Source organism: Herbiconiux daphne, assembly GCF_024979295.1.
Classification (GTDB): Bacteria; Actinomycetota; Actinomycetes; order Actinomycetales; family Microbacteriaceae; genus Herbiconiux; species Herbiconiux daphnes.
Genome location: NZ_JANLCJ010000398.1, coordinates 1 through 699, shown reverse-complemented (window position 1 = coordinate 699; position 699 = coordinate 1). Strand labels below are relative to the sequence as shown.

Here is a 699-nt window from a genome sequence, read left to right as displayed (position 1 = left end):
CGAATAAAGCAGAGCAAGAACGCCTCAAGAAACAAGGCCGTATGCTTGACTCTATTCGCTGTATGAATGGTGTCTTAGGTGCTCAACTCACTTTCGAAACTAACTTCAAAGAGATGGATCGCTGTTTTAATCAGCTCCTTGAAATGGGTGCTATTCCTGCGATTCGTTTCCCGTGGCAAAAAGAAGAGGTTTAATATGTTCGTTGAATCGGATTATCTTCGTTGCCGTCTGACACTGACACATGAAGAAGCAGAAGCTATGGCTCGCTTCCTCAATGCCCGCAAGTTTGGCGGTGAAATGAAAGCAAACGATCACGTCGTTGTTGATACTGTTCTGGCTAATTTGGTCGAACACAACAAGCAGATTGCTGATCGCATTGCTCGTATCGGTACGACTGGTAATGTCATTCGTGCTGGTATTCAGAAACAGGCCGATGCTGAATTCAATCAGCTGAAAAGCAAAGACCTGACCAACGTTGGCGAACTCGCTGACAAACTCATTGAATCTGGAATCTTGGGAAATAATTAATCATGAAAAAACTCATTCTCACTGTAGCCTTGACTTTGGCTGCTGTATCTGTACACGCTGCCACTGCTCCGGGTACTAACGTACATCAGGCGTCAATGGCGCTGACTGCTGCTACAACTGCGTATAAACAGGCTCAGGCCGATTTGAAGACCGCTCAGACACAGAACGGTA

General features: G+C 45.8%; 2 protein-coding genes. Both read left to right on the top strand.

The window, feature by feature from the left end:
• The coding region (locus N1032_RS25465; protein ID WP_259543384.1) for a hypothetical protein at positions 1-194 on the top strand (194 nt) is incomplete at its 5' end.
• Position 195: 1 nt separating this feature from the next.
• On the top strand, positions 196-528 hold the full coding sequence (locus N1032_RS25460) for a hypothetical protein (protein ID WP_259543383.1): 333 nt from the start codon (positions 196-198) through the stop codon (positions 526-528).
• The last annotated feature ends 171 nt before the right edge of the window (positions 529-699 follow it).

What these genes read in the sequence shown, in the direction of transcription:
- N1032_RS25460 (WP_259543383.1), top strand. Translation starts at nt 196, where the DNA reads ATGTTCGTTGAATCGGATTATCTTCGTTGCCGTCTGACACTGACACAT.